The organism is Thalassoroseus sp. (genome assembly GCF_984380535.1).
Genome location: NZ_CFHRBF010000005.1, coordinates 230,675 through 255,791, shown reverse-complemented (window position 1 = coordinate 255,791; position 25,117 = coordinate 230,675). Strand labels below are relative to the sequence as shown.

Below are 25,117 nucleotides of genomic sequence, written 5' to 3'. Positions count from 1 at the left end.
CATTCAAATTCGGTCATAATCAATTTCGACCCCACGCTGCGGATTAGGCAATCTGAGAGAGCAGATCACTAAGTTGATGGAGGACGGCCGTAGGCTTTGATTGTTGAAGTTGCTCTTCGCTTTGTGCTCCGGTGGTGATACCAAATGTCTTCCCGCAACCTGCATTGATACCTTCCTCGATATCAATCTGTGAGTCGCCAATCTTTGCAACCGAACTCGCCGATTGAACTCCGGTCAACTCCATCGCATAGTGAATCATATCGGGAGCAGGACGACCATTCGCCACATCGCTCGCCGTCACTAAAGCATCAATTTCCGCACCGACATTCCAGCCAAGCTTCTTGACTAACTCTTCTGCGGTTGCACGATCATAACCTGTGTTTAGTGCGACTTTGATACCGCGTTCTCGCAGCTTCTCAAAGACAGCTTTAGCACCCGGTTGTTCCCGAACATCAAGGTCTTGATAGGCGCGGCTGAGCCTTTGCTTGAAGTCTGCAAAGATCGTGGCGACTTCCGATTCGCTATGGTGCTGGCCATCGAGGGCCAAAACGTCGCGGATTGCTTGCGACTTTTCTTTGCCTGCGCCGGCAGCTTGGACCTGTTCTTGAGTGAAATCATATCCCGCGAAATTAATTGCAGTGCGAACCGTTTTGTAAACGACATTGTCTTCGTCGACTGTTGTACCAGCCATGTCGAACACGACAAGCTTAATCATGATAAACCTTCTCTAGATAGTACTTCGCGAACCCGGCGCTACTAGTCATACCTTTGCCGCCGATTCCCGTGACAATATGAACATTGTTCTCGACGGATTTCGTGAATATCCCTTCTGGGTCACGCGACTGACTATATAATCCGTACCATGCCCGATCGATACTCCAATCTGGCAAGTCGAAGATCTTCTGACCTTCGGCGATGAAATACTCGTTGATGTCACCCCGAAGTTCAAAATTCAATCGCTCAGGATCACTCACATCGGTGTACTCATGCGAATCCCCCAGGATAATCCCGCCGTCTGATTCCTGTTTAAAGAGAATGTGGACACCCCATCTCTTATAAAATGAGTCCTGTGACTCCCGAGACTTGATCGCATCCCAAGACGGGCATTGAGAGAAGCTCTCATAACGACGAATCGAAAGTCCTGTTAGAATGTTGCCTGGTATCTCAATATGTCGTTGCGGTTTTAGCTTGAGCATTTGAAGTTTGACTAACTCCAAGTTGCTATCACGGAAGTGTTGGGGGAATAAAGTTTGAAACTCGCTTCCACAACAAAGTATGACTCGCTCGCTCGTGAATTCTATACCCTTAGTAGTTGTGACTTTAATCAGATCGTTCGCGCACTTTTCGATTGCAGAAACGCAAGAACTGTAATGAATGTCTAGATTTGATTGCTCGGCTAGATAGGCATGCAGCCGATGAATCATCTGTTGCGGATTCACCGAGATCTCATCAGGGAAATATAGTCCCCCTCGGCAGTAGTCCGTTCGAAGTGCTGGTAGTTTTTTGCAGCACTGTTGCGGCGTCCATAACTCCGACGAGTAGCCGGTTGACGCATTGATATCTCGAAGTTCCTCGATCAACGCGAGTTCTTCATCGTCTGAGGCAATATACAGACTACCGAGGTGGCGAACGGTGATATCACTTCGAGATTGAATATCTTGATAGATATGCAGGCTTTCCCGACCGTACTGTTGCCAATTGCGATCGAGTCCTGACGGAACAATCTGACCGAAGTTGCGAACAGTGGCACCTTTGGGTTTCGCATGACGTTCGAGAAGAACAACACGCATTTGACGCTTTAATGCGTGATAGGCGAAGAACGTTCCGAGAACACCTCCACCGATCACAAGTACGTCTGTATGAGGTTTCGTCATCGGTAGCGAAGATCGCCTTTCAAATGGAACATTCTTGAATATGGTCGCTACTGGATTTCGAGTGCGGGCGACGATTGGGGTCGTGGCATCGTATGGTGAAAGTAAACTGCGAGGATAGCGGCAATCACTAGGGAAACCAACGATACACTGACAGCCGACCAAACCATCAGCCCGAGAAAGTCGGCTTCGTTAGTGATTGTACTACGTAGAATCATGACAGCGACATAACCAAGGTAACCCAAAGCATCCGCCAAATACATCAAATAGCCAATCGTGCCTGTCTCGCGGAACGTGGCGATCATACGTTCGAATACGGTGGTGTGAAAGATCACATAAGGGATATACATTCCGAGTCCTAGTAGCACCATAAATGTCATTGGTGATAGTCCGCCCGAGGTATATCCGGCGATGGTACCGAGAATAATCGTAAATCCTGCAGCGACTAGGCCGATCGAAGATAAGAACGCGACCCGGTTGTCTTTCAGAAGGCACATCATTCCACTAATGATCACAACACCAATCATCACCCAAAACTCTGACTTGGCGAAAACTTCTGGTTCATCGTGAACACCAAGTTCCTGCCAGACTTCCACAGCAAAATCGTCGCGGATACTTCGAATGATTGTTAGTAAGACATAGATACTTAGTAACCCCATCAATCCGAGCGCGTACCGCTTGAAAAAGTCGCGACGTTGTTGTTGATTCATCGGGCTGCGTTTTGATCGAAGTTGCTCGTCGGCTGCAGTCGGTTGCGGGATTTGTGCTAGCATCCAGACGGATACGAATAATGGCAGAACAAAAATGACGCCGGTCAAGAACGGCATCCAATAGGGATCGATCTTATAGTCAAGAATCAAGGTTCTTCCGACAGATTTGACCACACCCGAAGAGACGATGAAACTAGCGCACAAACCGGCCGACAACGCTTCGGTGACTTTCCGACCTTCGAGAAACCCTAGTACCAAACCGAAGACCATCCCCAATGCGAGTCCGTTGAAGAACAACCAGATAAAGTTCCAAGGCACTGGAGTGAGAGCGAACAAAAGTAATGCAAACTCGGCAATTCCAATGAGTGCGAGAATGGCGACGGCCCGATGGCGGGCGGGCATTTCGGATACAACTTTGATGCCGATGAATTTCGAAAGGGTATACCCTGCAACTTGGGTCGCAATGAGTATCGTTTTGAAGCCGATTCCGAGCCAAGAAACGTCTTCGTAGGTGGCTGCTGTAAACGGTTTTCGAAATGCATACATACAAAAGTATGTCCCGAACGCCGCTGCGATGCAGTAAGCAGAAAACACGGTTGGGTTGGCGTGTTCGAGTCGTTTCGATACCCAAGTTTCAGGTTTTGACATTTCTATCGCCGACCGGTTTCAATTCTTTTGTAAGTACGTTCTCGCGAGCCAACGGATAATCCCGATGGCCGACGCCATTATTACGATTTCTGAAAACCGAGCGAACCACTATCATGAATTTGCAATGAACTTTACAGAATTGGCATGACTTTGTTTGCGCAAAAAAACCGGTATCAGGCGGTTCGACAACTGATACCGGCATCGATTGACGCGACTTTGACTGACTATTCGTGCATTAAACAAAACCAACACGGTTCAAGCCGGCGGCATCGTCCCAGAAGAAGAGTTCATCGGCGAAATCGGAACCAAAGAGTTCATTGCGTAGTCGTACAACGCGATCGAAGTCGCCGTTCACTGCACCAGGAGTAATGAAGTTCGACACCACGCTCGGCGAGTTAATCGGATTCAAGTCGGCCAACGCGATGCGATTCCGACCGGTTCGCGTGTTCCAAGCGAATAGGTCATCCAAGCCGTCGCCGTTGAGGTCTGCGACAACGACTTGCTCAAAGTCGTTTCCGTTGAATGTCGAACCTGCGATGAAGTTCGTTCGAAATGCCCCGAAATTTGACAGTCCACCGGGTTCGTCGATGGCAAAGGAGACCAGACGGTTCCCGCCGGTGGTCAAGTTGAGGAACAAAAGCTGGTCCAATTCCGCGTCGGTGAATTGGCCAACTTGGACGGTTTGATAACTATTGCCGTTTACTAGTGTGGCGTCGATCAGATTCGTCTGGAAGAGCGAACCGTCGGTCTCGACGCCAGGCTGGACTGCGGCGAGATGAACTAGACGGTTGCGTCCGTTCATCGAGTTCCAGAAGAACAGATCGTCTGGCCCACCGCCGTCGAAATTGCCGGTAACGATGCTCGTGAAATCGTTCCCGTTGATAGCGTTCGCTGGGATGAAGTTGGTTTCGATAGACGTTGCAATCCCGGCTGCATTAGCGGAATTGTGAATCAAGCGATTGCGTCCACTACGCGGATTCCAGAAGAACAAGTCATCGCCACCGCCATCATCGAAGTTGCCCACGAGGATTTCGGTAAAGTCGTTGCCATTGAGGAAGCCGGGATTGATGGGATTATTTTGCAGTCGACCATCCCCAAAGATAATCCGGTTTGCACCGGAAACCGGGTCCCAGAAGAACAGATCGTCGGCGAGTCCCATCGTTGCCGGCACACCGTCGAAGTTGCCGCTAACGACTTCTTGATAGGTGCCATTGATTGACGAATTGGGAATCGTTTCACTGACCACTTCGGCTTGGCTTGCCCGCAAATCATCGTTGCGAATTGTGCCGGTTCCGTTGACGCTGGTGACATCTCGACCGCCTGCGACGATGTTCGAAAGCGTGAGGCGGAAGACTTCATCGGCTTCCACTTCCAGATCGCCGTTGATTTCCACGATGACAGTATGCGATTCCCCTGAAGTTCCGAGAAAAGTCAGTTGGCCACTTTGAGACACGAAATCGTTGCTGGTGGCGGTGTCGCTCATCGTGGCGAAATCGACGGTCACTTCAGAATCCAAATCGCCGTTCAGAGTGACTGTGAATTGCAATTCACGCGTCCCTGAACTGCCTTCGAAGGTTCCGACATTGTTAACCGTAATTGTTGCGAAGTCGTCGTTGAGAATCGTACCGCGAGCTTGACCGTCGTCGAGCAACACGCCAGCGGAACCCGGTTGAATGTTCGATAGATTCACGAAGAATTGCTCATCAAGTTCCGTGATGGCATCGGCTGTGAGATCGATCGAAAGCGTGACTGAAGTTTCGCCGGCAGGGATTGTCAGTGTTCCGGTTCGAGAAGTGAAATCCGTTCCATTGGCAGTGTCGGCGACGGTCTCAAAGTCGACCGTCACGTCCTGATCGACGGCGTTGTCGAGCGAAATTGTGAAAACGATCGGGCCGTTGTTTTCGGATTGGCTGGCGTCCGTGATAGACAGCAATGCAGCCGGGCCGGTACTTACGTCGCCGAGAATTGTGCCGGTCGCTCGAGAATCGTTGAGTGCAACTCCGCGTCCGCTACTTCCCACATTACTGAGGTCGATAAAGAACTGCTCGTCGAACTCGCCGTTGTTGCCGTCCATGGTCAGTGTGACATTGATCATTCCTGTCGTGGAACCGGCGGGAATGATGAGAGTTCCCATGCGAGACGAATAGTCCGTTAATCCGGCGGAGTCGGCTACAGTGGCGAAGTCCACCGTCACGTCGACATTCAACGGCCGACTCAACGTAACGGGAAACGACAAAACACCGCCGGCTTCCGAACCGGTTGCGTCGTCAATCGACAAGCTGGCAACATCGTCATTGCGAATGATACCGGCGACTTGCACCGTCCCCAGGCTAACATCGCGGCCACCGGCGATCAGGTTCGTAAGGTTCACCAAGAACTGCTCGTCAAGTTCCACCACTTCATCGCCGAGCACGTTCACATTGAAGGTTGCACTTGTGCTCCCAGCGGGAAGGGAAACTTGGCGGTCGATTGCAGTGAAGTCGTTTGCGTCCGCCGAATCAGTATCAGTGACGACCGAAACAGAAACACCGGTATCGACCGGATTGTCGAGCGAAACGGTGAACGTCATCGGACCGGAATTTTCATCCTGTGAGACCCCGATGATCGAAATCGTAGCAGAGTCGTCGTCGCGGATTGTGCCCATCCCCTGCATGCCGTCGAGATTGACCTGTCGGCCATTCGTTTGCAGATTGCTGAGGTTCAGGAAGAATCGTTCGTCGAGTTCGACGATGTTGTCTTCAGTCAGCGAGACTACTAACAGGGTGCTCATGTTTCCGGCTGGGATGACTAACGTGCCCGGATCCAAACTGAAATCGTTCGACCCAGCGGAATCGGTTTGGGTGGCGTAATCGACAATCAAATCGACATCAACCGGCGTATCCAGCGAGATGGTAAAGACCAATTCGGCGGCGTTCTCGTCGACAGATACGTCGTTGATGGTCAGCGAGGCGACATCCACATTCGTTACCGTGCCAACGGCTACACCATTGCTGATTGTGAAGTCGCGATCGCCCGCATCGATATTGCCTAGATTGATCGTGAAACTTTTCTGCAGCGTGACGACGTTATCGCGAGGGACATCGACTTCAACCGTGGTTGATGTGAAGCCCGCCGGAATTGTTACGGTTCCCGAAGCCACTCCGCCGACCAGTTGGAACTGCGTGAATGGACCGAAACCACCATTGATTCCGAACGCAGGACCAGGACCGCCGGTCGTGTCGGTCACCGTAAAGTCGACCATCACATTCACATCGAATGGCTGCGTGATCGAAACTGTGAACACCAATGGCTGATCACCTTCCGGCTGCATGACGTTGGCGACCGACACTTGGCTCGCGTCATCATTGATAATTGTGCCGATACCGCGGTCATCGGTAATCGACAACGCTTGCCCACCCGATTGAGCGTTCGAAAGCCGCACGAAGAATTGTTCGTCCAACTCGACGATGGTGTCACTGGTGATGGGGACGTTGATTGTACCGACCGAAAGCCCCGCGGGAATCGTGATCGTGCCAGTCGACGGCGTGAAGTCGGCGGAACCGGCGGAATCGAACTCGGTGTTGAAGTCCACCGTAACATCTTGAGCCGACGGTTGATTGAGGAAGACTGTGAACGTCATCGACCCGTTGTCTTCCGCACGAGTCGCATCGCCAATGGAAACCGTCACGGTTCCATCGTCATTGAAAATCGTGCCGATACCACGATCGTCGGCGATCGTTACATTGCGACCGCTCGCTTGCACATTGGAGAGAACAACGAAGAACTGTTCGTTGGCTTCGACGATCGCATCATCAATGATTTCGACTGAAATCGTGGCAGAGGTTTGACCGGCGGGAATGGTCAGGGTGCCGGTCGCGGCGGTGAAATCGAGGTCGTTCGCGGTATCGGTGAGCGTGCTGAAGTCGACGAGTACATCGACATCGACGGCTTGACTCAGCGACACCGTGAACACCACCGGACCATTGTCTTCCGATCGTGTGACATCGTTGATCGAAAGTGTCGCACTGATGGCTTGGTCGTCGTTCTGAATGGTACCCGTTGCGAGACTTGGAGCTGCGAGGGAATATCCTGCGCCGGATTGCAGTGTCAATCTCACGGTCTCGTCTGGCTCGAACGAGAAGTCCATGGTGGGGGTGACAATGACAGTGGCCGTCGAACTTCCTGCACCAAACACCACACTTCCAGCGTTTGTGCTAAAACTCGACGCACCGGATTGTGAGTAGTCCGTAGCGAACATGGCGGTTCCGCCAACACTAAAGTCGACGGTCAACGCAGAGTCAATCGCTCCAGTGCGAGTGAAGGTATAAATTAAATCTTGCAAACTGTCTTCCGCGACCGATGACGGAGAAACCGACACACTAACGTTTGCGTCGTCATTCACAATCGTACCCAATGCCGATGCCGGTGAATCCACTGTGTAACCGGTGCCACCCGCGAGCATGATATTCAGAGTTTCATCCGGTTCGACACTATTATCATCGTTCGGCATGACGACGAGCACGGCCGTATCGTTTCCAGTGCCGAACGTAATTTGTCCGCTTCCCCCGTTGAAAACATCGGCACCATTCGGCGTGTAGTCGGAGCCAAGTGTCGCAGTCCCTGAGTAATTAAAATCGACCGTCAGCGGCGAATCGAGAATACCAAACCGGGTGAAAGTGTAAATCAAGTTGAGACTACCACCTTCGACGACCGTTGCTGGCGTGACGTTCAAGGTCACACGGGTGTCGTCGTCGATAATCGTCCCTGTTGCCGACGACGGCGTGCCAATGTCGTAACCCGCAGCCGAGGTAATCGTCAGCTGAATAGTTTCGTCTGACTCAACGTTCGTGTCGGTGGTTGGGTCGATGATAATGGTGGCTGTCGATTGTCCATTTGGAATCGTGACAGTTCCAGTGTTTGTATTGAAACTGTCGGCTCCGGTTTGGGTGTAGTCATCGCTGAAAGTTGCATCACCGCCAACACTAAACTGAATCGTGAGCGGTGCGGTGGTGTCACCCGACCGGGTGAAAGTGTAAGTCAAGTTGCCGATGCCGTCTTCTGAGACGGTTGAAGGCGAGACACTAACACTGACACTCGGATCGACATTCGTAATCGTTCCAGTGGCAGAGTTCGGTGTGCCGACGACATAACCGGCTCCCGAAAGCAGTGTGAATTGCACGGTCTCATCTGGTTCACTGACTAAATCGTGAAGGGGATCGACCAGGACCGACACTTGGCTAACACCCACGCCAAAGTCCACACTTCCGACCGAACCATTGAAACTCGCAGCGTTCAAGACGGAATAGTCGGAACCAGAACTCGCCGACCCCGTCACACCAAACCCGACGGAAATAGCCGAGTCTGTCGACCCGCTCCGCGTGAATGTGTAAACGAGTGTGCCCGGTGCATCTTCGGCGATACTGCCGGGAGCAACCGACAACGTGATTCCATTTTCATCGTCTACAATTGTGCCAGTTGCGTTGTTGCCACTCCCGAGCTTGTAGTTAACGGCCTCGACCACGGTCACTTGAACCGTTCGATTGCCGTCCAGGTTTCCATTGTTCAGCGGGTCGACCGTCAATGTCGCTGTCGAACTACTGGCGGCGAATGTCAACGTGCCGGTCGTGCCATCGAAACTATCCGCTCCGATCAAAGTGTAGTCGGCACCAAAAACACCAGTTCCTCCGGTCTCAAATGTGATTGTGAGGGGTGAATCAAGTGTGCCACTCCGCGTGAACGTGTAAATCAAGTTCGTCGCGCCGTTCTCAGTCACACTAGAAGGTGAAACATCAACGACGATGTTCTGCGGGGCAAAACTCAAGAACGGATCAAACTCGACTAACGGCCGATTGCTATTGTCGATATTGTGCAGGATTTTGTTTTCAATCTGAGCCGGATTCGTGGTCCCCCAGAAGTTGTCGGTAAGATCAAGTGGTCCGGAACCTGAGTTGGTGACAGCTTCAATGGTCGCGTTGCCTGCAGAGAAATCGTTGCAGTGAATAACGGTTGTTGCCGAACCGGTAATCAACAGCGGAGCAAAGAACCGATTGAACAAGAGCGAGCCCGTAGCATTGGGACGCAATCGAATCTCGATGCCGAACTGCACATTGTTTGCAACAATGCCGGCACCCGAATTGTCATTCGAGACGAATAGCTCTTGAAACGAGTCCGCTTCATTCACGCGATTTCCACCGTCGATTGTCAAAATCGCACCGCCAGAAACCTGAATATCTCCTGTAGCGCTATAAGCGGTGACATTGGGAATCAACGGCCAAGTGGTGTCGCTATCGACGAAACCATCTAAGACAAAAAGCGTTGTCCCAGAGGCAAACGTATTGCCGGAAATTTCCGGTACGAATTCCGGATGCACACTGGGGGCCGTTCGGAAATCATTCCCCGCAACGTTCAACAGCGACGTGTTGTCATCATCGAACACAAAGCTGCCGAAGACAGTGTTATTAGTCACCGAACCTGTCGCCGTGGGGCGAAACTCAATGTCGGCCGTGAATGTCACGCCATCAGCAAACAACGCCGCCCCTGATCCATCGTCCGCGATAAAGAAATCATCGAAGGTCGAAAAGTCGTTGACTTGGTTTCCACTGTCGATTGTGAACGCGGCCCCATTACGGACAGAGACATCACCAAAAATACTATAGGCAACGACATTCGGAATGACCGGCCACGTTATGTTTTCGTCAATCACTCCCCCGCTAATAAACATGGTGGTGCCGTTTGCAAAGGTATTGGCAACCATCGCAGGCACGAACTCGGGATGGACATTTGGGTTGCTCTGAAACACGTTGTTCTGAACGATCAAATCAGACGTGCCGTCATCCAGAAATTCGAACGTGCCAAAGATCGTACTGTTTTGCAGCGACCCACCGGAGTTACTTCGAAAGATAACATCGCCACCGAAAATCACGCCATCCGCAACCAACCGAGCACCAGAGCCATCACTCGAAACAAACAAATCGTCGAAATCGGTTGTCTCGTTCACACGGACGCCAACATCGATCGTGAGTTGTGCGCCACCATTGACGAGCACATCGCCGGAAAGGCTGTAGGCGTTGACTTGAGAGATGAGAGGCCAAGTCGTGTTGGTATCAATCACACCGCCGCTGATGAAAATCGTGCTGGCCGGGGCAAAGTTGTTGTCTGAAAGTTCCTCGACAAACTCGGGATGCGATATCGGATTCACATTAAATGTGTTCCCGCCGACAGTCAGCAACGACGAGCGATCACCATTAAAGGTGAAACTCCCAAAGATCGTACTATTGAGCAGCGAACCGGTGGCAGAGGCCGCGAAAATGACATCGGTTCCAAAATCGACTCCATTGGCATCGAGCGCAGCACCGGAACCATCATTGGCAATAAACAGTTGCTCAAACGCACTGGCCTGATTGACCTGGTTGCCACTCGCAATCGTCAACCGCGCTCCGCCTTGTACGGAGACATCGTTCAATTGGTTATACGCAGCGACATTGGCAATCACCGGCCATGTCGTGTCCGTATCGACAACCCCATTGAGCACGAAGATTGTTGTTCCCGATTCAAACGAATTTAAATCCATCCGCGGCACAAATTCCGGATGAACTCTCGGGTCGGATTGGAAATTGTTGCTCGATAGATCCAACGCCGAGGTGCTATCGCCTTCAATCTGAAACCCGGCCACGATGACGTTTCCGGTAACCGTCCCGGTCGCAGTCGGACGAAAAATCACACCGGCCCCGAATGTGACACCATTCGCATTCAGACCGGCACCGGAACCATCGCTTGAGATGAAGAATTCTTCAAACGCACTCGTCTGATTAACTTGGTTGCCAGTCGCGATCGTCAGATCCGCACCACTACTGACTAGCACATCGCCGGCAATCGTGTAATCGACAACGTTAGTAAACAGCGGCCAAGTTGTGTCGACATCAACCGTTCCCGCTAGAACAAATACGGTCGTGCCGGCGGCAAACGTGTTACCCACTAACGTCGGCACTGCCTCGGGATGAACGCTCGGGTCCGCTTGAAAAGTGTTGCCGGTGAGAACCGTGGTTGTCGGGTTATCATCCTCGATTCTCAGGGAGGCCAAAAACGTGTTGTTCGTGACATCGTTCGCCTGAATCAAGCCGGAGTCACTTCGCAAAACCACATTGGCATTGAATGTCGCTCCGTCTGCATCGAGACGCCCGCCTGTGTTGTTATTCCCAATGAATAATTCATTGAAGGACGAACTTGTCGAGATGTTGATACCACTCGCGATGGTGAGTGTCGCCCCGTTCTGGACCGTTACATCGTTCGTCAGACGATACCCCATGGGATCGTCCCAAACTGTATCGACGCTAATAATGCCGGAAACGTCGATGGTCAGTAGCGTCCGATCTTCGAGCGTCTCGAGTAGTCGAATGGCGGCTTTCTCGTTATCGCAAAGCACGCTTTCCCGGCGTCGACGATGTCGTGAACCAGTGAGTTTTCGGCTAAGTTTCTGCCCACGCAAACGGTTCAGCCAATTTTGAAAGTACATCGTCACTCCCATCAATGATCCATCGGAAGTCAAACCAACAGACGCAACAACATGCCTAGAATCACTCGTTTTGAAGTGACATCCGTATTGCGGAACCAAGTAGATGACTTGTGATCCTAGCGACCTCTGTCACGTGGAAGTCGGTAAACAAAACCATGTCTACTTCCACTGCGGATACAGAAGACCAGAACTCGGACTAGTAGATTGCGTCGGGAAACGGATTCAAAATAACCATGCTTAGGGAGCGGTTGCAAGTTCCGATTTTAACGGTTAACAGATTCTCACAAAGCCATCTGCAAGAAGAGATCTCTGATCGATTCCTCTGAAACTTCGCCCAGTTAGTATGTCTACTGATCACAAAAGTCAGTTATGAGCTACTACCGTCTTTACATAAGTAATTCTTCGGAACTCCTCATTGATTCTACCAATGCAAATTGACATAACGCTGCGTTCCACGACGCGCAAGTCGCCCGTCGCAGTTTACTGAATGTTGTGAGAAAACTAATAGTTACAGTCGTCTAACTAGCGGGACTGTGAAGTTCCCCACTTCGCAGCTCGGTCGCGTTGATGAGCGGTTTTCTTTGCATCCATATACCGACCGGCACGCACGGGCTCGTGAGATTCCTCGGCTAGTTTCGCCATCGTTTCCACCACGTCGGGATGCCGTCGGGCGACGTCCTTAGTCTCACTCACATCCTGACTGAGGTCGTACAATTCCCAAGGTCGATTTGCGTTCGGCCGCACGGCTTTCCAATTGCCCATTCGCACCGCCCGCTGATTGCGGTACTCCCAGTACAAATGCGAGTGCTGCTTCTGATCCCGACCTTCCAGTTTTCCGCTCAAGAGTGTCGGCAAGAATGACAAGCCATCGTTCTCCGGCGCGTCGTCACCGACGAGATCGGCCAAAGTAGCCATAACATCCACTTGTGAACTTAGGTGATCGCTCACCACACCCGCCGGGATTCGTTCCGGCCATCGCACGAGATAAGGGATTCGCAACCCACCCTCGTACAAGCTCCCCTTGCCGCCTCGAAACTCGACGCCTGTCTTCGGATTGACATTCGGTCCGAAATACCCACGTGGATGCTGCTTTGAACGAAACCGATCTTGGCCGCCATTGTCTCCGGTGAAAAATACAATTGTGTTATCTTCAAGATCGAGTTCAACAAGCAAGTCGAGCACATCCCCTAAATTTCGATCGACCATCGAGACCATAGCGGCATAGTTTTTGGCATCCTGTGGAACGTTCGGATCTTTCATCCAAGCATCGTCTTCATAAAGCGTCCAAGCAGGATCGTCCGTGGGAATATCATACATGCCATGCGGTGGTGTAATCGGTAGGTAACAGAAGAACGGGTCATTCTTGTGAGCCTGAATAAACTCTAATGCTTCGTCCATGATTACGTAGTGTGAGTAAGTCTCACCAGACCGACCTCCGACGTTCCCCTTTAGTGGCACTTCTTCGCTATTTCGAATGAGATACGGCGGATAAAACGAATGGGCATGCACCTGGTCATAGTAGCCGAAGAACACATCGAACCCATGTTTTTCAGGCACGCCAGTCGACCCGCGTCCGCCGGCTCCCCACTTCCCGAATCCGCCTGTCGCATATCCATTTTTTTTTAGCATCGACGCAATTGTCGGTTCCTCGGCTCGCAACGGCGTGCCACCATCGTTCGCTCGGACTGATGCATGCCCCATATGCTTGCCGGTCATCAATGCCGCTCGTAACGGAGCACAAACCGGAGCCGCTGCGTATAACTGTGTGAACCGAATTCCTTCGGCCGCCATTCTATCGATTCTTGGTGTATGAAGCTTCTCATTACCCATATGCGAGAGTTCATAGTAGGCCAACTCATCAGACATTATATAGACAATGTTAGGTTTCTCTGCCGCACTGAGTCCTGAAGTCACCAAGATCAAACCAACAGTAATGAGCGTCTTCATTATGAACTCTCTGTTTGTTTCTATAGATCCGATTCTGACAACCTACTTGTCTTGACGATTCGATTCACTAGGCAACTTCCACTCCCGCGGCGGCCAAGTTTCAGGCAGCGGTAATGTCGTTTCAGTCTTTGGACCGACGAGCGAAGGAAACTTAGCGAGTTCCTTTTGAAGTCGACGAGAAACCTCAGACGGCGGATTTAATACTGGTTTAGTCTCATAGGGATCATTAATGAGATCGTAGAATTCCCCGCCCTTCAATTTCCAATCGGTCGTAACAACCGAGTCGTCACTAAGCAGTATTGCCCGTGAACTCGGTTCTGCTTTGCGTGTCAGAATTGGCAAGAGATTGATACCATCAAGATTGCTAGGCAACTCCTGCCCTGCCGCTGCTAAGAATGTCGGTAGAAGATCAACATAACTAGCGACCGCTTTCACAGTTCTGCCACCGACTAGTTTTCGTGGCCAACGAATTAAAGCCACCACACGCACACCGCCCTCCCACGTCGTAAACTTGTTTCCTCGGAGCGGTTTATTGTCGCCACCATGATTTGGGTCGGCGCCGTTGTCACTGTGAAAAACAACGATCGTATTCTGAGTGAATCCATTGCGTTGCAAAGCTTCAAGAATACGACCAATGTTCTGATCTAATGCAGACACCATCGCAGAGAACGTTTGCCGAATCGAGTTGCCACGACCTTTCATACCATAATCTAACGCCCCTTCGCGTCGCGCAAGACGACGGACGGTATTCGGTGCCAAATCCTTATTGGAATCAAAACCATAGTCAGCAAGATCCGCAGGTTTTGCTTGCAGCGGCGAATGGGGTGCATTGAATGTTACAAGCATATAGAACGGTGATGTGTTCTTCTGCTGATCAATAAACGCGGCAGCGGCACGTCCTATAAGATCGGTCGAGTAGCCATCCTCTGGACGACTTTCGAAATTCTCATGCCAATCGAGTTCACCATGCCGATGCCGACTGAAATAGTCGATCGCGCCGTTGTAGTGTCCGACAAAATGAGTAAACCCATGATTAAGAGGATGAAACATCGTGGAACTCAATCCAAGATGCCATTTACCAAAGAGAGCTCGATTCTGATAACCACAATCTCGCAGAAACTCCGGCGTGGTATTCTCAGATGGCGGTAAACCGTGTCTCTTGTCGGGCGAAACCACTCCACCCCAGATACCAAATCGAAACGGATACCGACCCGTTAAGACTCCCGCGCGTGTTGGAGAACAAATCGGCGTAACATAGAACCGGTCAAGGATGATCGACTCTTTGGCCAACTGATCGATCACGTGAGTTTTGATATCACTCCCATGAAACCCGACATCATTCCAACCTAAATCGTCCGCGATAATATGCACAATATTCGGCGGAGGGTCAGAGGCTTGCAGTCCAATCTCATTCAGCCATATCAGTACCAACAGACAAGAGCATAACCAATTCATATCGAGCGGCTTTCAGGCTAGAGGCAATGATCGTTGGACTAGGATTTGTTGTCACTCACACGAAGTTGAGTAGCACCTACTGACCTGGCACGACTTTCAAGTCGATGACTTTCCCGGTGAACACATTCGGGGCTTCGTAGTCACCTGCAGCAGACAGATCGTCACGTCCGATACTCAGCCCGTCTTTTGGTTCCACGGGAATTAACCCAGGTGAATCAACCGTTCCTAGCACCGCCCCGTCTAGCGACAACTGCATTCGATCGGCTGTCAGCTTCGCTTCGAATGTAAAATTCCGCGGTGTGTCTTGCCTTAGAACTAGTCGCGTGACGGTTCCATTAATGCGAACATCAAACGCAAGCCGCCCGTCGATCAAATGGACCGCGAAACCCTGCTCACGACCACCTTGGGCCACGATCACACCGTGTTTCGCTGCATCCTGAACCTGTCCCGAAATTGTCAACGATCGATTTGAAATCTCCGGCGGCTTTTCTTGACGTATCTTGGCATCCCGGTTGACCGGTTGAGGATATCGAGCCAGTGTCTCTGCTAGTTTTTTGACGATCTCAGATTTGTCACTTGCTCGGTTTCGAGTTTCATTCGGATCGATTTGATAATCGTAGAGTTCATACTCGATAGAATCTTCCGCGCCGTCCCATGCTCGCCATTCAACAAGCCGGTAGCGATCTGTGCGGATTGCTCGTCCTAGTTTCTGCTTTGGGTACGCGTGATAAGCATGATCACGGACCCCAGCCTTTGGATCTCTCAATACCGGCACAAGACTCACACCATCGATCGGCTGTGGTACTTGCTGCGGATCCGGCAAGTCGGCCAACTCGGCAAGTGTCGGAAAGATGTCAACACTTTCTGCCAACTGCTTACTCGACACTCCCGGTTCTGTCACACCCGGCGCAACAATGAGGATTGGAATTCGATTCGCTTGCTCGTAGTTAGTATGTTTCGTCCAGATACCCAGGTCACCCAAGTGGAACCCATGATCGCCCCAAAGAACGATAATGGTATTCTCCGTCAATTCGAGTCTCTCAAGTTCTTGAAGCACTTTGCCAATTTGGGCGTCGACGAAACTTGTACTTGCATAGTATCCATGTATGAGTTTGCGTTTGAGTTCTTGACTAAAAGTCGCCTGACGATCGGTTGGCACCGGCTTATAGTTCGTGATTTCGCCGCCACGTTTTCCAGCAACTTTTGGAGCATCCCTCGGGAGTTCTTCAAAACTCGGCATGGGCAGCGTTGTGGGATCGTATAAGTCCCAGTACTTTTGCGGCACACTAAATGGTAAGTGCGGCCTTGCAAAGCCGGCGGCAATGAAGAACGGGGTTTCGTGTCTGTCTCGTCTTTTCTTTGCGGCTTGAAGTCTTTTGATTGTCTCTATTGCGACACGTCCGTCAGCATAACGAACATCTGCCACGTCCGGAGACTCATAAGCCGCTCCACGTGGCAACGAACCAATCTGCCCAAGTTTCTGATTCGTAAAGTAGGCTTCCTCGCGAGTGAGTTTGCCCCCATTGGTACTAGCCGGATCGACGTACTCGATCACTTTGTCTTTGAAATGCGGAACGCTGAATGAATCTGGATCGCCATAGTTCCCATGCCCGATATGAAACACTTTGCCTAATGACTCAGTGTGATAGCCGCCATGTTTCGCGAAAAATTGCGGTAGCGTCACTGCATCGGGAACAATGTCTCGCAGTTGGCTTCCAAGACCGTATAGCCCTGTGGAAGTCGAGTGCGAACCAAGCATCAACGTAAACCGCGACGGTGCACACACAGCCTGATTGCAATAGGCATTTTCGAAACGCATCCCCCAGGATGCTAGTCGATCAATGTTAGGCGTCTTCGCATGGGTATCGCCATAACATCCGAGTGTGGGCTTTAGGTCATCGACAAGAATGAGCAGCACATTTGGACGCTCGGCAGCGGCGATGCCTGTCAGGCCAAATAGCAAACCAATGACTGCAAAGATGAAACATTTCATGAGCGACAGTTCCGAAGTTGATCGATCCTATGAACATCAGTTCGTAGGATCGATCATACCCGGAATGCTCGTGAATTTCATCGAGAGGTCGGTATCACACGTCGAGGTCTTTGACTTCCAACGCGTGTTTCTCGATGAACTCGCGACGCGGTTCGACGTGATCGCCCATCAAGACACGAAAGATCTCATCGGCAGCGGCAGCATCTTCCATGGTCACTTGCAACAACAACCGGCTTTCGACATCCATACTTGTTTCCCAGAGTTCTTCTGGGTCCATTTCGCCGAGACCTTTAAACCGCGTAAGTACCAACCCCTTCTCACCTAGCTTGCGAATCTCTGTAATCAGTTCCCGCAAACTTGTGAGAAGCACTTCACCGTCATCGCCGTGCTGAATAATCCAAGGATAGACAGACTCACCAGCCCGGTTCACACCCGACAAGAAATTCTCGGGCTTGATGCCATACTCTTTGAGCTTTTTGAGCGTCTGGTTGATTTGTCGGACTTCATGCATATCGACGACTTGCAAGGCCAACTCGACTTCATCGTCTGCATCGGTCGATTTCTCAGAGTCACTCGGGGCCTGATCCTCATCATCTGCAACACGCAGTTCTTTACCTCGTTCCTTTTCTTCAAACTCGAGGAACTCTTCGAGTTGTTCCTTGTTGAAGAAGTATCGCTGCTCACCAGCGAAGAAGAGACGATATCGAGGCAGTAACCCCTCGGGCGATAGATGATTCTGAACTAGGTAACGCAGCTCGATTCCGCGACGCTCTAGCAGTTCGAATGGCTCTTCCAGTTCGTTGACGAGCCCGACAATCTTCAGGAAGTGATCACCTTCAAACACAGTCTTATCAGGGTCGTATTTGAGACTACTATCGCGTGTTCCTAGTTCGATTAACTCTGACATCATTTGAGCGTGTGTTTGTACATATCGCGGATGTTCGCCCTTCTTCGGGTTTCTGCGTTGCACCCGATACAGCGGCGGTTGGGCGATATAAATACAGCCATTGCGGACAAGTTCCCGCATATGTCGAAACATAAACGTCAATAACAGCGTGCGAATGTGACTGCCGTCGACGTCGGCGTCGGTCATCAGAATGATCTTGCCGTAGCGACGCTTTTCGACGTCTTCAAGTTCCGCACCCGGTGGCACACCGATGGCTTTGAACATCGCAGCGACTTCGGCATTGCCGAGGATCTTGACAATTTGAGCTTTCTCGACGTTCAAGATCTTACCACGCAAAGGCAGAATCGCTTGCGTCGTGGAATCGCGACCGGTATCTGCGGATCCACCGGCCGACTGACCTTCCACAAGGTATAACTCGGAAACATCGAGTGCGTGATTGCGACAGTCCCGAAGTTTTTCAGGGAGTCCACCGGTGGTGGTGCCCTTCTCGGCTCGCACCATTTCGCGGGCTTTTTTAGCAGCCTCGCGAGCTTCGGCAGCACGTTCGCCTTTCGTGCAAATCGACTTGGCAACTTGCGGGTGTTCTTCGAAATACTTAGAGAGTCCTTCACTAACTATCGAAGCGACAATCCCTTCGACATCGCTATTGGCGAGTTTCACTTTGGTTTGTGATTCGAAACTCGGTTCCGGTACACGCACAGTGACGACAGCCGTGAGACCTTCACGAAAGTCTTCGCCGCTCGGTGTGACATCCTTAAACAGATTGTTCTGCTTCGCGTAGTTATTGATGGTCCGTGTGATCGCCGTCCGAAATCCGGACAGGTGCGTCCCACCTTCGCGGTTATAGATGTTATTCGCGAAGGCTCGGACATTCTCAGTAAAGGTGTCGTTATGCTGCAACGCCACGTGCACGAAGATCTTTCCGTTCGTGCCCTCGCCTTCGCCTTGGATGTTGATCACATCGTTATAGTCCGCCGTCGACGCGCGGTTAAGATATTTCACAAACTCAACGAGCCCGTTCTCAAAGTGGAACTCATCGGATTGGCTCGTTCGTTCGTCGCGAATATGAATTCGGACGCCGGGTGACAGAAACGCGAGTTCTTGCAATCGCCGATGCAGAGTTTCGTAACTAAAAACTGTTTCGCTGAAGATTTCTGGGTCGGGTTTGAAGGAGAGTTTCGTGCCGGTTTGATCCGACTTACCTAACTTGGTCAGAGGGTCTGTCAGCACACCCCGCGCGAAGGCCATCGTCCAAACTTGTCCTTCCCGACGCACCTCGGCTTCGAGCCATTCACTGACAGCATTCACCGCGGTAATCCCGACGCCATGCAGCCCGCCGGTGCCCATTTTGTAGCCGCTTTCGCGACCGAATTTTCCACCAGCGTGAATCTCGGTCAGCACGACTTCCAAAGCCGATCGCCCGCCCATATTCGCCATTGGACCGACCGGAATGCCGCGACCATCGTCGGACACACTCACACTGTTATCACTATGAATGACGACATTGATCGTCGTGGCATAGCCGTTGACTGCTTCGTCGATACTATTATCGACAACTTCAAATACAAGGTGATGCAAACCGTTCGTACCGGCGTCGCCGATATACATCGCCGGTCGCGTGCGGATCCCTTCGATCCCTTTCAAAGCTTTGATCTGATCGGCACCATAGTCCTCAAGCGACTTATCTTCAGGCAACATTTTCGCGATGTCTTCCGGATTGACATCGTCATTCGGTTCGTCCACAACATCCGAATCCATTGGTTCACTCACGGCATCTTCCTAGGAATATCGTAGGGTGCATCGAGACGCACCTCTGCAAATTTTTCTAAGCACACGGCACGTTGCAACGCACTCGTCTTCTTATGAACTTTGAGTTCTCAACTTGAACTTGAGACTTTTGATTTTTAGATCCGCATGGTTGCGTGTGAGCTCGGCTAGTAAGTTCATCTGATGAAAGGAAACGAGTTCGCCAAGCATGGCTGAGTTGCTAACTGCGATGTGTAACACACCACGTTTCACCTCAATTGGCTTTGTGAATTCAGCGATGTGTTCGCCGGCGACTTCCCGCCAAATATCACTCAATTGAGTCTTGCCACGCACGCGGGCAAATCCCCGCATGGCGATTAATTCCGAAAGAGCTTTAGCGAGCGGTTGCGGTTCGCGACGAGGACCCGACATTCAACCCTCCGAAGTCTAGCGATCTGAAATACTAGTCGCGTGATAGGGGCATGATGACGTAGGTGTATTCGTCATCGGTTCGCAGAACTGCGGGACTTTCTGCATCAATCAAGTCCCAGCGGACTTGCTTCTCCGGCTCTAACACTCGTAAGAACTCGGCCACAAAACGCGGATCGAATTTGATGGTCAGTTCGTCTTCCTCATAGGAGATCGGCAACTCAATCGTTGAGGTTCCAATTTCTGCCGCTGAACTATTGAGGGTGAGTGTGCCGTCTTTGAAAGTGAAATCGACACCGCGACTGTCTTCGTTCGTCACAATCTGAGCTTGACGCACAGCCGAATAGAACGGACCAGTCACAAGTTCTACCGAATGTTCCGGGCTGCTTGGAATGACATCGGCATATTTCGGGAAACGTCCATCGACAAGCCGGCTATAAATTGTGGAGTTGCCACACTTGATCAGCACGTCGTTTGCATGCACGGCGAGATGGACTTCCGCCCCTTCCTCGACGCTTTTCTCGATCAAACTCATCGCGGCCCGAGGCACTACAGGAGCGTTGTTCTCAGGTTCGTCAGCTCCGTTGGATTTGCACGGAACCTTCACCAACGCTAATCGTCGACTGTCCGTCGCGACGAGAGCCATGCTGTCGGTACCGAGTTCCAGTAACACCCCACCCAGGGCATACCGCGTGCTCTCCACGTCGGTCGCGAAAATTGTCCGCCGGATAGCTTCTCGGAACACACTGCCATCGACGACGTGATACTTCTCTTCAGCGAATTCGGCGACGGTCGGGAACTCAGCTGGGTCTTCCGCGGAGAGCCGGAACTCACTGTGCCCGGAACGAATCCAAACTTTGTCGTCCTCGATTTCGAAGTCCACACTTTCGTCGTGAAGTTCCCGCAAGATCGACAACACTCGAGCCGTCGGCAACAGCGTCTCCCCAGCGGATTGCGTCTCGACCCCGCTGATCTGGTAACGAATACCCACTTCCTGGTCGGTACCGATCAGAGTCGCCACACCATCGGCCACCTGCAGCTTGACGTTCTTGAGAATCTCACGCGGCGTCCGAGACGGAACAACCGTGTTGACGATGGTGAAAGCCGTCATCAAGGACGGACGATGAAAGTGCAGTTTCATGGTGTCTCAACCGGGCAAGCTTGCTGGTTTTGCGTTCGAACCAACCGATTCAAATCGAAATATTTCGAATGCGAATCATACCAAATTTTCCTGGGAAAAAATAGAATGTCTGGATCATTCTCCTGGGAGAAGACGGGGTTCTGGCAAGTCCGTCTTCACAACCAACACTCTTTTCATTTCATCAAGATTTTTTATTAGGAGTATTACTATCAGGAGCGATGTTTTTTGTTGATCCAATGCCATGAGCTTCACGTTACTCCATGGGAGGCCACGAGATTCGACTTTTGAAGCGATGAACAACTCTGCGGACAAGGTGTTGGTTATTCGTGGAGGGATGGTGGGAACCGTGTTCATGAATGGCGAGTTTCCCACATGCCGATCAATGAGCTCTTCATTCTCAAACAAACCAATCAGCTCGCGAACCGCCTATCAACATGTTGCTGACACCCTGACACACTCCGAACAATCACGAATACCATGAAACTTTGGCTGTTCAGCGATTGGCACAATGATCGAAAAGCCTCTGAACGCTTGGCCAAACGGGCCGATGAGTTCGATGTGATTGTCGGGGCGGGTGATTTCTGTAATGCTCACCAAGGGCTGGAACACTGTCTGGCACCGCTCGAATTTATCAACACGCCGTTGGTGTTCGTGGCCGGAAACAACGAGACCACTGAGGAACTTCGAACTGTCTGTGAGGATTGGTCACACGCGTCGGTCTTGCATGGTTCGAGCGTGACGATCGCCGGTCAGACATTCTTTGGGTTAGGTGGCGGTGTGCCGGTAACTCCTTTTGGAAGTTGGAGTTACGATTTTACCGAAGATCAGGCACGCGAATATCTTACGTCGTGTCCTGGTGAAACGATCTTGGTCAGCCATTCGCCGCCGTTCGGGGTTCTGGACGTGTCTTCTCGCGGGAAGCATCTTGGCAGTCAAGCGGTGCGGGAATGCATCGAAAGGACGCAGCCGAGGTTAGTCGTCTGCGGACATATTCACGCGAGCGGCGGAAAGACCGAATTCCTTGGCGACATCCCTGTGGTCAACGCAGGACCAGTCGGAATTGAGTGGGCGTTGTAGATTCCCAGAGAGAGTTGTATGTGGGTCGATCGTCGTTGGTTCTCATTGCAAATCGTGTTCATCATCTTTGTGGGATGGTGGTTGTACGAAGCCTCGCAACGGTGGCATGAAGACCTGGAAACCCTGCAAAACGACAGTTCGACAAGCGAAAAACAACTCGTGCTTGGGTATTGGCTACTCAATGTCATGTTAATTGGTTTAGCGATTTGGGCAGCGGTGTCGATTTGGCAATCGCCATTCTTCCGCTTCTGATCACACGGTGGGCTCGCGTTTTGAGCTCAATCGATCCCCAGGTTGAATTTGGTGCCCATTCAAAAAGTCGGCCGCTGGCATTGATCGTTTGCCTTCCGGTTTGACTTCCAGAATGTCCAATAGACCCTCACCGGTCTGGACCAAGAACCGCCCGTGATCGCATTTCAAGATGGTTCCAGGCGGTTGGTCTGAGGATTCCGCATTGATGGCCGGCTGTGCTTGCACGACGATCAATCGCAATGGCTTCTTGTTCGGCTGATTCAAGAATGTGAACGGATTCGGCCACGGTTGCATGGCTCGCAGATGATTGGCCACCGCCACCGCGGACTTCTCCCAGGGGATGGCGGCATGTTCCTTGCGGAGTTTGGGCGCTTTGGTGACACCAGTGGAATCCTGCGGCTGGCCGATGATTTCCTCGCGAGCGAACATTCCCAACACGCGTGAAGTCAACGGCACAGCGAGAGCCGATAAACGCTCTTCGAGTTCGCCAGATGTCTCCCGTGCTCCGATCTTGATCACATCGACACCCAAAATCGGACCGGCGTCCAATTTGGGTTCGATCTGGAAAATCGTCACGCCGGTTGCAGTCTCACCGTTCAGAATTGCGTACTGAATCGGAGCTGCCCCCCGATACTTCGGCAACAGGGACGCATGCAGGTTGATTGCCCCAAACCGTGGCGTACGAAGGAGTTCCGCTGAGAGAATCTGCCCATAAGCCGCGACCACGCAGAGATCGGCATCCAAACCCGCCAAGTCCGCGAGCGATTCCGGCGTGTTCACGTTCTCCGGCTGAAAGACCGGGGTGCCCCGTTCCTCGGCGGCTTCCCGCATCGGGTGCGGATGGTGGTGGTGCCCGCGTCCCTTACGGTCCGGCTGGGTGAACAACCCCACCACCTCGTGCGGCGAATCATACAAACTCAAAAACGTAGGAAGAGCAAACGTGCCCGTGCCCATCATCACAAGACGAAGGTGATTGTAGAAAGCGGAGTCTCCTGGCATATCATCGAAACTGGTATTTTGGACTGGATGCCACGGCTCTGTGAGCCGTGCTTTTCCGGGATCGTCACTGGGCACGGCTGACGCTAAGCCGTTTGTGCCATTCCCTTTAGCTCGGCTTCGATTTCCTCGTCTGACTTGAGTTCCCCAGCGGATTGCCGACGTCGATATACGTTTTCGAACTCGGCTAGAAACTGCTCCGACTCAGCCAAACTTTGCTCAGGAATGCGATCGATGAACAACACGCCGTCGAGGTGATCGTTTTCGTGCTGGATCACGCGGGCGGTCAAATCGTCGACTTCCCACTCAAATTCCTGGCCGTCCAAATCGTAGGCGACCACTTTGATTTTTGCCGCCCGTTTGACCGGTCCGTACACATCCGGCAAGCTGAGACAGCCTTCTTCGCCCTCTTCGCTGCCTTTTTTGCTGATGATTTCCGGGTTGATAAAAACCTGTTCCCAGTCCTTCTGCTTCGGATCACCCGTCGGGTTAATCACAAAGAACCGAAACGGCAACCCGACTTGGTTGGCCGCCAAACCGATGCCCTTGGCGGCATACATCAGTTCGAACATCTCGGCAACTTTGGCCTTCAAATCAGCATCGATTCTGGTAATCGGGAGCGATTTGAACCGCAAAACGGGATGGGGATAGTGAACAATTTCCATGGTTGCAAAGATCGGTTCGGCCGGCGGGGGGAATTAAAGCACCTTAGTATAGGAATGTCCGGAAGAGGCGTCGAGTGTTTCGTCACCGCTCCAAACCAGAAAACGTTAAGAATCGGCGAGCATTTTGACCGTCTTCACCCGCCGGAAAGATCAATTCTTGACTCTTTCCGACTCAAAGCGGACAATTTGTATTGTACATTTGCGTCGCACGCCCGAAGTGGCGTTCAAACATATTGTCGTTGGACCCGAGAGTTTTATGGAAGCCAAGCTGATTCCAGTTCTTGGTGGCAAGCCCATCAACATCACCAGCGATTTGGTCCTGGTCGGTCGTAAACACGGCCTGTGTGACCTCATTCTGGATAAAGCCAGCGTTTCCAAGTTGCACTGTCTGATTGTCAAGACGGATGGGCTTCTGTTCGTGCGTGATCTCGGTAGCACGAATGGAACGAAAGTGAACGGTCAGCGGGTGACTCGCGGTGCCCTGCTCCCCGGTGATGAATTGGCCTTCGCGAGTGTGAAGTATCGCGTACACTTGGGGCCTGGCGAACCCGCCGATGACGATGATTCGATCGAACGTTTCCACACCGAGCCGATTGCCTCGCTGCATGAGATTGACGATGACGGACAAGCGGATGGCTCCGAGTTCCCGTCTGCCGTCGTGCGGGGGTGGAATGACATCGAGGACTCTCCGGCGATTTCCAATTCCGACAGCCAAAGCGACGTGCGATTGCTTTCTGATGACGGAATCGACTGAGATCGGAACCAAATTCCTGCAAGATATCGAACGCT

15 protein-coding genes are annotated in these 25,117 nt (G+C 51.7%); 3 read left to right on the top strand and 12 right to left on the bottom strand.

Translation table 11 applies throughout. The annotated features are described in order from the left end of the window. Positions 1 to 43: 43 nt before the first annotated feature. From AC5DDB_RS08680 to dnaN, 10 genes are all read right to left on the bottom strand, one after another. Positions 44 to 715 carry a phosphonatase-like hydrolase gene (locus AC5DDB_RS08680; protein ID WP_491739316.1) on the bottom strand — a complete coding sequence of 224 codons (672 nt, stop codon included), beginning with the start codon at positions 713 to 715 and terminating at the stop codon, positions 44 to 46. Beyond that, positions 708 to 1,874 carry a TIGR03364 family FAD-dependent oxidoreductase gene (locus tag AC5DDB_RS08675; RefSeq protein WP_491739315.1) on the bottom strand — a complete coding sequence of 389 codons (1,167 nt, stop codon included), beginning with the start codon at positions 1,872 to 1,874 and terminating at the stop codon, positions 708 to 710. Before AC5DDB_RS08675 ends, AC5DDB_RS08680 begins: the two co-directional genes overlap by 8 nt. Positions 1,875 to 1,921: 47 nt before the next feature. Beyond that, positions 1,922 to 3,229 (bottom strand): DUF5690 family protein, encoded by a 1,308-nt coding sequence (locus tag AC5DDB_RS08670; protein WP_491739314.1) that lies wholly within the window; start codon positions 3,227 to 3,229, stop codon positions 1,922 to 1,924. Between the two features lie 235 nt (positions 3,230 to 3,464). Continuing rightward, entirely contained in the window at positions 3,465 to 11,720 is an 8,256-nt protein-coding gene (locus tag AC5DDB_RS08665; protein WP_491739313.1) for a beta strand repeat-containing protein, read from the bottom strand. A 522-nt stretch (positions 11,721 to 12,242) separates the two neighbouring features. Continuing rightward, positions 12,243 to 13,667 (bottom strand): arylsulfatase, encoded by a 1,425-nt coding sequence (locus tag AC5DDB_RS08660; protein ID WP_491739312.1) that lies wholly within the window; start codon positions 13,665 to 13,667, stop codon positions 12,243 to 12,245. A gap of 42 nt (positions 13,668 to 13,709) precedes the next feature. Next, the gene (locus AC5DDB_RS08655) at positions 13,710 to 15,122 is read right to left on the bottom strand and encodes an arylsulfatase B (RefSeq protein ID WP_491739311.1); all 1,413 of its coding nucleotides are present in this window, start codon (positions 15,120 to 15,122) and stop codon (positions 13,710 to 13,712) included. A gap of 76 nt (positions 15,123 to 15,198) precedes the next feature. Continuing rightward, a complete protein-coding gene (locus AC5DDB_RS08650; protein ID WP_491739310.1) occupies positions 15,199 to 17,115 on the bottom strand; it encodes a sulfatase-like hydrolase/transferase in 1,917 nt (638 codons plus the stop codon). A 94-nt stretch (positions 17,116 to 17,209) separates the two neighbouring features. Then, positions 17,210 to 19,792 carry a DNA gyrase subunit B gene (locus tag AC5DDB_RS08645; protein WP_491739309.1) on the bottom strand — a complete coding sequence of 861 codons (2,583 nt, stop codon included), beginning with the start codon at positions 19,790 to 19,792 and terminating at the stop codon, positions 17,210 to 17,212. A 90-nt stretch (positions 19,793 to 19,882) separates the two neighbouring features. Next, positions 19,883 to 20,200 (bottom strand): DciA family protein, encoded by a 318-nt coding sequence (locus tag AC5DDB_RS08640; protein WP_491739308.1) that lies wholly within the window; start codon positions 20,198 to 20,200, stop codon positions 19,883 to 19,885. 31 nt (positions 20,201 to 20,231) lie between these two features. Continuing rightward, a complete protein-coding gene (dnaN, locus tag AC5DDB_RS08635) occupies positions 20,232 to 21,338 on the bottom strand; it encodes a DNA polymerase III subunit beta (RefSeq protein WP_491739307.1) in 1,107 nt (368 codons plus the stop codon). Positions 21,339 to 21,815: 477 nt separating this feature from the next. On the opposite strand from dnaN, the gene AC5DDB_RS08630 reads away from it, so the two are divergent. Together AC5DDB_RS08630 and AC5DDB_RS08625 are read left to right on the top strand one after the other, a co-directional pair. Further along, positions 21,816 to 22,415 carry a metallophosphoesterase family protein gene (locus tag AC5DDB_RS08630; protein ID WP_491739306.1) on the top strand — a complete coding sequence of 200 codons (600 nt, stop codon included), beginning with the start codon at positions 21,816 to 21,818 and terminating at the stop codon, positions 22,413 to 22,415. A gap of 18 nt (positions 22,416 to 22,433) precedes the next feature. After that, complete coding sequence (locus AC5DDB_RS08625; protein ID WP_491739305.1) at positions 22,434 to 22,667, top strand: hypothetical protein; 234 nt, start codon at positions 22,434 to 22,436, stop codon at positions 22,665 to 22,667. On the opposite strand, the gene fmt is transcribed toward AC5DDB_RS08625, so the two are convergent. Next, positions 22,668 to 23,666 (bottom strand): methionyl-tRNA formyltransferase, encoded by a 999-nt coding sequence (gene fmt, locus AC5DDB_RS08620; protein WP_491739304.1) that lies wholly within the window; start codon positions 23,664 to 23,666, stop codon positions 22,668 to 22,670. An 83-nt stretch (positions 23,667 to 23,749) separates the two neighbouring features. Beyond that, complete coding sequence (def, locus tag AC5DDB_RS08615; RefSeq protein WP_491739303.1) at positions 23,750 to 24,328, bottom strand: peptide deformylase; 579 nt, start codon at positions 24,326 to 24,328, stop codon at positions 23,750 to 23,752. A gap of 256 nt (positions 24,329 to 24,584) precedes the next feature. On the opposite strand from def, the gene AC5DDB_RS08610 reads away from it, so the two are divergent. Beyond that, positions 24,585 to 25,082, top strand: a complete 498-nt coding sequence (locus AC5DDB_RS08610) for an FHA domain-containing protein (RefSeq protein ID WP_491739302.1) — start codon at positions 24,585 to 24,587, stop codon at positions 25,080 to 25,082. The last annotated feature ends 35 nt before the right edge of the window (positions 25,083 to 25,117 follow it).

Excerpts from the sequence above, each read along its gene's own strand:
- AC5DDB_RS08680 (WP_491739316.1), bottom strand. The coding sequence starts at position 715 with ATGATTAAGCTTGTCGTGTTCGACATGGCTGGTACAACAGTCGACGAA.
- AC5DDB_RS08675 (WP_491739315.1), bottom strand. The coding sequence starts at position 1,874 with ATGACGAAACCTCATACAGACGTACTTGTGATCGGTGGAGGTGTTCTC.
- AC5DDB_RS08670 (WP_491739314.1), bottom strand. The coding sequence starts at position 3,229 with ATGTCAAAACCTGAAACTTGGGTATCGAAACGACTCGAACACGCCAAC.
- AC5DDB_RS08665 (WP_491739313.1), bottom strand. The coding sequence starts at position 11,720 with ATGTACTTTCAAAATTGGCTGAACCGTTTGCGTGGGCAGAAACTTAGC.
- AC5DDB_RS08660 (WP_491739312.1), bottom strand. The coding sequence starts at position 13,667 with ATGAAGACGCTCATTACTGTTGGTTTGATCTTGGTGACTTCAGGACTC.
- AC5DDB_RS08655 (WP_491739311.1), bottom strand. The coding sequence starts at position 15,122 with ATGAATTGGTTATGCTCTTGTCTGTTGGTACTGATATGGCTGAATGAG.
- AC5DDB_RS08650 (WP_491739310.1), bottom strand. The coding sequence starts at position 17,115 with ATGAAATGTTTCATCTTTGCAGTCATTGGTTTGCTATTTGGCCTGACA.
- AC5DDB_RS08640 (WP_491739308.1), bottom strand. The coding sequence starts at position 20,200 with ATGTCGGGTCCTCGTCGCGAACCGCAACCGCTCGCTAAAGCTCTTTCG.
- dnaN (WP_491739307.1), bottom strand. The coding sequence starts at position 21,338 with ATGAAACTGCACTTTCATCGTCCGTCCTTGATGACGGCTTTCACCATC.
- AC5DDB_RS08630 (WP_491739306.1), top strand. The coding sequence starts at position 21,816 with ATGAAACTTTGGCTGTTCAGCGATTGGCACAATGATCGAAAAGCCTCT.
- AC5DDB_RS08625 (WP_491739305.1), top strand. The coding sequence starts at position 22,434 with ATGTGGGTCGATCGTCGTTGGTTCTCATTGCAAATCGTGTTCATCATC.
- fmt (WP_491739304.1), bottom strand. The coding sequence starts at position 23,666 with ATGCCAGGAGACTCCGCTTTCTACAATCACCTTCGTCTTGTGATGATG.
- def (WP_491739303.1), bottom strand. The coding sequence starts at position 24,328 with ATGGAAATTGTTCACTATCCCCATCCCGTTTTGCGGTTCAAATCGCTC.
- AC5DDB_RS08610 (WP_491739302.1), top strand. The coding sequence starts at position 24,585 with ATGGAAGCCAAGCTGATTCCAGTTCTTGGTGGCAAGCCCATCAACATC.